This is a genomic window from Microcystis sp. M31BS1 (genome assembly GCF_020245285.1).
Taxonomy (GTDB): Bacteria; Cyanobacteriota; Cyanobacteriia; order Cyanobacteriales; family Microcystaceae; genus Microcystis; species Microcystis panniformis.
Genome location: NZ_JADBVE010000149.1, coordinates 1 through 6,945, shown reverse-complemented (window position 1 = coordinate 6,945; position 6,945 = coordinate 1). Strand labels below are relative to the sequence as shown.

The 6,945-nt window shown below is 42.7% G+C and carries 7 protein-coding genes; 3 read left to right on the top strand and 4 right to left on the bottom strand.

From position 1 onward, the window contains the following. Positions 1 to 286 precede the first annotated feature (286 nt). The 3 genes from IM509_RS08405 to IM509_RS08395 all read right to left on the bottom strand — a co-directional run bounded on the left by IM509_RS08405 (position 287) and on the right by IM509_RS08395 (position 2,794). Positions 287 to 1,003, bottom strand: a complete 717-nt coding sequence (locus IM509_RS08405) for a nucleotidyltransferase family protein (protein ID WP_052275404.1) — start codon at positions 1,001 to 1,003, stop codon at positions 287 to 289. A 92-nt stretch (positions 1,004 to 1,095) separates the two neighbouring features. Continuing rightward, positions 1,096 to 2,121: a GHMP family kinase ATP-binding protein gene (locus IM509_RS08400; protein WP_185236800.1), complete on the bottom strand. Its 1,026-nt coding sequence runs from the start codon at positions 2,119 to 2,121 to the stop codon at positions 1,096 to 1,098. A gap of 37 nt (positions 2,122 to 2,158) precedes the next feature. Further along, positions 2,159 to 2,794 (bottom strand): D-sedoheptulose-7-phosphate isomerase, encoded by a 636-nt coding sequence (locus IM509_RS08395; protein ID WP_002788412.1) that lies wholly within the window; start codon positions 2,792 to 2,794, stop codon positions 2,159 to 2,161. Positions 2,795 to 3,354: 560 nt separating this feature from the next. On the opposite strand from IM509_RS08395, the gene IM509_RS08390 reads away from it, so the two are divergent. The 3 genes from IM509_RS08390 to IM509_RS08380 all read left to right on the top strand — a co-directional run bounded on the left by IM509_RS08390 (position 3,355) and on the right by IM509_RS08380 (position 6,437). Beyond that, complete coding sequence (locus IM509_RS08390; protein WP_052275403.1) at positions 3,355 to 4,014, top strand: D-glycero-alpha-D-manno-heptose-1,7-bisphosphate 7-phosphatase; 660 nt, start codon at positions 3,355 to 3,357, stop codon at positions 4,012 to 4,014. Then, entirely contained in the window at positions 4,011 to 5,237 is a 1,227-nt protein-coding gene (locus tag IM509_RS08385; protein ID WP_052275402.1) for a glycosyltransferase family 4 protein, read from the top strand. Before IM509_RS08390 ends, IM509_RS08385 begins: the two co-directional genes overlap by 4 nt. Before the next feature lie 81 nt (positions 5,238 to 5,318). Continuing rightward, positions 5,319 to 6,437: a glycosyltransferase family 4 protein gene (locus tag IM509_RS08380; protein ID WP_052275401.1), complete on the top strand. Its 1,119-nt coding sequence runs from the start codon at positions 5,319 to 5,321 to the stop codon at positions 6,435 to 6,437. Between the two features lie 378 nt (positions 6,438 to 6,815). Here IM509_RS08380 and IM509_RS24060 read toward each other — a convergent pair. Beyond that, the coding region (locus IM509_RS24060) for a type II toxin-antitoxin system HicA family toxin (protein WP_334311330.1) at positions 6,816 to 6,945 on the bottom strand (130 nt) is incomplete at its 5' end.

Below are 6,945 nucleotides of genomic sequence, written 5' to 3'. Positions count from 1 at the left end.
TTAAAGCATATCTAAAGAGTTTTGAGTTAAAAGTTAAACTTCAAGTTTTCATTCAGAACGAATGTACTGGTTAACTGATTTTTTGGGGAAAATTAGTTAACCCATCATTATAACATATAATTAATTTGCAAGAGGTCTAATAAACATTATTTAGTAGCTGATGAAAATCTGTCTAGTCTTGATTTGACTCAACTTCAGCAAGTTGCTGACAACGCTCACAGATGGTATCAAGACCATAATTTGATCAAAGTCGCCAAGTTTTATGGTTCGTATTTTAATCCTGAGGTTAAACCCGATTTCGCAAATTAAAAAGTTCAGGTAATTCAATCTGACTTTTTTCGTAATCTTCGGGGATGCCTATGTCAATAAAATATTCGTCAGAAATAAAGCCATACATAGGAATTTTCTCGGTATAAACTTTGAGAAAGTCGTCCTCAAAAGAAAATTTTGATGGCAGATCAAAGCTAGATAATATGTTTTTCCCTACACAATATATACCGCCATTAATATAGCCTTTATCTTGATATTTTTTGGATTCAAACCCGATAATTTTTTGGTCATCGTCTAGCATAACATTATTGTAACGATCAAAGTCAGTTAGTGGCTTCAGAGCAACAGTTATCAGGGATTTCTTTCGATTATGTAAATTAATTAAGGCGGATAAATTGACATTAAACAGGGTATCTCCGTTGACAATTAATGCTTGTTCGGTTTCAATTTTATTTAGTGCCAACTGGATCGCTCCTCCAGTTCCCAAGGGTGTATCTTCTATCAGATAATTTAGCTCGTATTCCTTGTATTGATCGCCAAAATGATCGATAATTTTCTGATGTTCATAGCCCACAGAAACTAAAAATTTGTTGGTAATTTTTTGAGAGATTAAGTAATCTAATAGATATTCTAAAAAAGGTCTGTCGGCAACGGGAGCCATAGGTTTTGGTAAACTGTTGATCACCGATCGCAACCTAGTTCCTAACCCACCCGCCAGAATAATTACATCCATAGATACACCTCAAAAATCTGAATTATTGCCAATCTTTTAAAAACTATTTTTAGGATTATAGGGATAATCTCCCCCATCGCTGCCTTTGCTTGTTATAATGTCCATGCTTGGGTTCCGTATTTAGTAAAATGAAAATTAATCACTTGGCCTCCTTCTAATTTCAAAGATTTTATTACTTCGATTTTCTTGGTAGGATCGACCATAAAGATAATAAAACCACCGCCACCGGCTCCCGATATTTTACCTGAATAGGCCCCGGTTTCCCTAGCTACCTGATAAATGCGATCAATTTGCGGATTACTAATTAATTTGGATAATTTCTTTTTCGCTTCCCAAGAAGTTCTCAGAATTTCTGCTATCCCCATAAAATCTGATTTAAGCAGTGCTTCTTTAAAGAGAATTGCCTCTTTTTTGAGTTGATGGGTAGCGGCGATCGCCTGCTCATTTTTTTCTTGGACATTCTGAATTTGATCCTCAATTACTTGAGATGAGTAGCGAGAAATGCCTGTATAGTAGAGGATCAGAGAAACTTCCAATTCATTGATCACCCAATTTTTAATTCTCAAAGGATTAACTATGACTCGATCTTGTTCATAAAATTCCATAAAATTAAAACCGCCAAAAGTAGCAGCGTACTGATCCTGTTTGCCCCCTAACCAGCCGAGGTCAATTCGTTCGATCTCGTAGGCTAAATGAGCGATATCATACTCACCTAGGGGTAATTTTAACAGTTCCACAAAGGCTTTAACTATGGCCACGGCTAGGGTAGAAGAAGAACCCAATCCCGAACCGGCTGGCGCATCGGAAAAAGTGGTGATTTGCAGCGGCAAAGGTTGCCCTTGATTAAAGTCTTTAATCAAACGATTATAGACTGCTTTATGCAGATCGAGAACGCCGTTATAAGGTAGAGGAAACTGGAGGGTTTCTATTTGTTGTTCTCCTCGATCAGCGGCAACAAAAATGACTTGTTTGTCAGTAATTTCCGTGACTGTACAGTAGGCATAGAGATCGATAGTAGCGTTGAGAACGTAACCCCCATAAAGACTACAGTAAGGCTCGACATCGGTGCCGCCACCACCCAAACCTAATCTTAAAGGAGCTTTGGTTCTGATGATCATGGGTATGCTGTTTAGGTTGATTTTTTGCTAGGAGATTTTAGTTAGGAAAGAGCGCTTCTTCGATCGCTAAACAAATAGTATGAAGAACAAAACCATGACCTTCTTGAATGCGCGGGGTACTGGTGCTAGGAATCATCAAACAATAATCGGTTTTTTCCTCTAGAGCTAATCCCTTCGCCCCAGTTAAACCGATGCTAGTGAGACCTTTTACTTGACAAACTTTGAGAGCTTGATGGATATTAGCGGAATTTCCCGAAGTGGAAATACCGATAAACACATCACCAGGGTTTCCTTCCGCTTCTATCTGGCGGCTAAAAATATATTCGTAACCATAATCGTTAGCAATCGCTGTTAAACTGGCGATATCGCTATTGAGGACGCGAACTGGTAAAGACTGTCTTTCTTTCAGAAATCGGCCGTGTAGCTCACCGCCAAAATGGATAGCATCGGCGGCACTGCCTCCATTACCGGCGACTAATACTTTGTGGTTGTTGCGATAAGCATGGATACATACTTGGCAAATCTCTTGGATTTTTTCTAGATATTTTGTTTCAGTTAGTAGGTTTTTCTTCAGGTTATAAGCTTCTTCCAATTCAGTCTTGATTAAAATTGACAGAGACGGATCACTCTGGAAACTATCTAATTTTTTGTTTGATTTTTCCACCATTTGCATAGGTTTGATTTTTCCAATTTTTATTAGTTGAATAAATTTAACTCTCAATCATTCTGTCATTACATTGAATAGTATCAAAAGACCAGAATCGCTCTCCATTAATTGGGGACAAAACCCCTAGCATGGTAGAATTGATCACGGGAATCGAGTCAAAAGAGTGATCTTTTGCCAGTTACTCTGGGAATATACCACAAACGCCCCAACCTTAGCACAATTTGTTTTATTTGTAAATAAACTTTTGCTCTATTCTGGCCGAGACGGGGGATTTCTGAGCGGGGGGTTCCACCCTTGCCAGTCTTGGCTTTTTGTTTGGCTGGACAAAAATGTTAACAATTCCTGACAATACTGCTGATATAATCAAAAGTCCAAAGGCCTGACGGCGTATAATATGCCCTGATTGCTACACTCTGACATCTAGATAGTAAAGAGAAGCAATTTAGCCGAGAAAACTAGCACAAATCGCGACAATCCCTCGAATTTTGTCTGTCCATCGGTTCAAGCTCTCGTCCCTGACAGAAGAACTGAGAATTATAGTCCCCGACTCGAAAAAGTCCAACATAATGAATCCTTTCCCCGCAATTTCCGTCAATGACGACGACCTAAAATACCCATCTCCGCCATCTCCTGGCAATTCTGACCAGAAAAGCCAAGATAGAGCGAAAAAGAACAAAGCCTTATTTCTCGATCGAGATGGGGTAGTTATTGACTATATCCCCTACCTGAGCAAACCAGAACAGGTGAGCATTCCCGCCGGGGCAGCGGCTGCCTTAAAACAGTGGCAGGATGCCGGCTATCTGCTGATCATCATTACCAATCAATCGGGACTTGCTAGGGGCTATTTCACTTGGGACGATCTAGCGGCGATTCACGGGCGCATGATTGAGGAATACCGACAATTGGGCGTGCATTTTCACGATCTTGCCATCTGCCCGCACCATCCCGACGAAGGTTGTCTGTGCCGTAAACCCTCCCCCTATCTGCTGCTGACAGCCGCCCACCAGTACGGAATCGATTTAGCCCGCTCGTTGTTTATCGGCGATGCGCCCAGTGATTTAGAATGCGCCCTAGAAGCTGGTTGTCAGCCCGTATTGCTCTTAACAGGGCGAGGAAAAGTCACCCTTGGGGAGATCGAGAAATACCCAGTTGAGATTCCCGTGTATGGCCAACTAAAGGAAACGGTAGAATTATTGTCAAAAACCGCTGCCGAACCAGAATTATGAGAATATTAGTCCTTTTTTGCAATAACTTTCCCTATCCACCTAGTCGCGGGGCAACGGAGGGGAGAACTTTTAACCTGATCAAATGTCTTCATCAAAACCATGATGTCACCCTGTTTGCCCGTCGGGTGGAGAATGTCACAGAAACTCAGATCGAAGAATTAAAAACCTTTACCAATCATCTTGTCTTATTTCCGCCCCAGGAAATTCCCGAACCAGGCAAGGGACTGACAAAACTAATCGGTAAAACAGGGCGCTTTCTGGAGGGAATAGTACAGATGACCCCTGCTAGTGTTCTTAGTTATCGTTCGCCGCTCATTCAAGAGCGAGTAGATGAATACGTCGAGCAGCAAAAATGTGATGTAATTATCTGCGCTCAGAGTATCAGCGAGATTTTTATCCGGCCGGAATACCGTCAGCGAGTCAAAACAGTAGTGGATATTCACAGTTCCGTGTACGGTTGGACACGCAATCATTTGGATAGAGGAGCCTCCGCCTATCCGCTGCGGGATTTTCTCTATCTGCCCTTACTCTATCAGTACGAAAAACGTTACTGTGCCAAGTTTTCGCAATTAGTGGCTACTACCGATTACGATCGCGAACAATTGTTAAAAATCCTCCCGGATGCACGGGTGGATATCGTGCCTAATGGCGTGGATTTAGACCTGTTTCCCTATCGTCCTCGGGATCCCGGCGGTCATAATTTGGTCTTTGTCGGTGCCATGAGTTCTACCCATAATATCGATGCCGCCCGTTTTTTTGTTTTAGAAGTCCTGCCAGTCATTCAACAGCGATATCCCGCTACCACCTTAACCCTAGTGGGGGCAAACCCGGCACCGGAAGTTCTCGAACTCGCCAAGTATCCCGGTGTGAAGGTGACGGGGACCGTTCCCTCGACAGTGGAATATTTACACCGAGGAACCGTTTGTGTGGTTCCCCTGCGGGTGGGATTGGGAATCAAGACCAAAACCCTAGAATCCATGGCCGCTGGGATTCCGGTTGTCGCCAGCGATCGCGGTTTAGAGGGTTTAACGGTGGCAGCAGAGGGAATTCCCCCTAGGGCGCTGCGGGCTAATAGTGTTGCTGAGTACGTCACAGCGATCTCTAGGTTGTTTGATGATCCTTCTGTGCGAGAACAACTGTCCCATAATGGCCGGGCGATGGTGGAATCGGAGTACACCTGGGAGCGAGCGGGACAAAGGTACGAGGAAATTTTGCGGGACTAATATTGTTCTTAACCCCTGAATTTTACTTGAGACTGTTTGCGAGTTTTACCGCCATAAAAATTGATTTTTTGGAGCCTAATCATGAAAGTTTTAATAGTAGGAAATTACGTCAATGATCGGCAGATCAGTATTAATCGTTTTGTCGGTTTAGTGGAGAAAGGACTCAGACAAAAAGGACACGAAATTCGGCGAGTGCAAGCACAGCCTATTTTCGGTCAACTGAAATCTTCTCCCCAGGGACTCGGCAAGTGGTTGGGGTATATTGATAAGTTAATTATTTTCCCAGTGCAGTTACGTCAGCAGCTTGATTGGGCCGATATCGTCTGCATTTGTGATCAGGCGTTATCCTATTTAACTCCCTATCTAAAAGATCGCAAGTATTTTGTCATCTGTCACGATCTGCTGGCCATTCGTTCCGCCCTAGGAGAAATTCCTGAAAATCCCACCAGTTGGACGGGAAAACAGTATCAGGCGATGATTTTGCGAGGATTCAAACAGGCTAAATATGTTGTCTGTTCTTCCGAAGCTACTCGTGCCGATGTTCTCCGTTTAACCAAAATTACCCCCGAACAAACGGAAGTGATCGAGGATTGCTTGAGTGAGGGATACGGTCCGATGACAAGAGCAGCGGCGGTAAATCTAGTGGATAAATTTAATATTAATAGTGATTGCCCCTGGCTAATTCATGTCGGGGGCGACCAATGGTATAAAAATCGATTGGGATTGCTGAAAATATTCAAGAGGTTAATCACTTTCCCCGGTCTGGAAAATTGCCGATTGATCCTGATGGGAAAACCTTTGCTGCCGGATATGCGAGAATTTGTTAATCAGAATAACTTGTCCGCACAAGTAATCGAATTAGGAACCGTCTCCGATGATGATCTCCGCGCCTTTTATTGCCTAGCAACTGCTTTAATCTTTCCCTCTTTTCAGGAAGGATTCGGTGTTCCCGTTATTGAAGCTCAATCCTGTGGTTGTCCCGTCTTTACTTCCAATCGTCTCCCCATGACTGTTATCGCTGATGATGCAGCCGTTTACTTCGATCCCACCGAACACGAGGCCGCCGCTACTATTATTGCAGAAAATCTTCTCGCTCCCGATCGCCTGGAAGATTTGAGGCAAAAAGGTTTTATCAATGCCACTCGCTTTACTTACGAAAGAATGATCCAATCCTACGACCGATTATTGCCAAAATTGTAGTTTAGAGCTTTTTGGTGACTCATTATCCTGCCAACGCGATTTTAAGCGGGGAGGATATGGTTCTGGGGTTCACTTTGGCACTAGAAATCTTGCTGTAAGAGTGATCGTCCTTTTTTAAATCCTACAGTAATCATTTTTCCATAGCTCCTTTGCTTTGGGGTTTACTGAATAAATCTAAAAACCTTGTTGGATAATATCTTTAGGCTTTTTTGAAATCAAAAAGTGCCAGCCATTGGAGGAATCGGGGGAAAATTAAGGCACTTTTTCCCTGAAAATTAGGTAATTGACCCCCTGAAAATGGCTAAAACCCTACACCCCACACCCCACACCCTGCCCCACGAAAAACTTTTTCAGCAGACCCTAATTGGCACTGTGAATTTATCTGTCGCCTGTAAGACTTTTGATAATCTTTTTAGCCAATCGCTCATTAATTTCTCGATGTCTGGGAATTGGTTCTGTTTTTCCAGTATCTGGATTATGGTAAATATCGTGTTTCCCTCCACGTCTA

Bases quoted from the DNA above. Each gene is read 5' to 3' on its own strand.
- IM509_RS08405 (WP_052275404.1), bottom strand. From the start codon at position 1,003: ATGGATGTAATTATTCTGGCGGGTGGGTTAGGAACTAGGTTGCGATCG.
- IM509_RS08400 (WP_185236800.1), bottom strand. From the start codon at position 2,121: ATGATCATCAGAACCAAAGCTCCTTTAAGATTAGGTTTGGGTGGTGGC.
- IM509_RS08395 (WP_002788412.1), bottom strand. From the start codon at position 2,794: ATGCAAATGGTGGAAAAATCAAACAAAAAATTAGATAGTTTCCAGAGT.
- IM509_RS08390 (WP_052275403.1), top strand. From the start codon at position 3,355: ATGAATCCTTTCCCCGCAATTTCCGTCAATGACGACGACCTAAAATAC.
- IM509_RS08385 (WP_052275402.1), top strand. From the start codon at position 4,011: ATGAGAATATTAGTCCTTTTTTGCAATAACTTTCCCTATCCACCTAGT.
- IM509_RS08380 (WP_052275401.1), top strand. From the start codon at position 5,319: ATGAAAGTTTTAATAGTAGGAAATTACGTCAATGATCGGCAGATCAGT.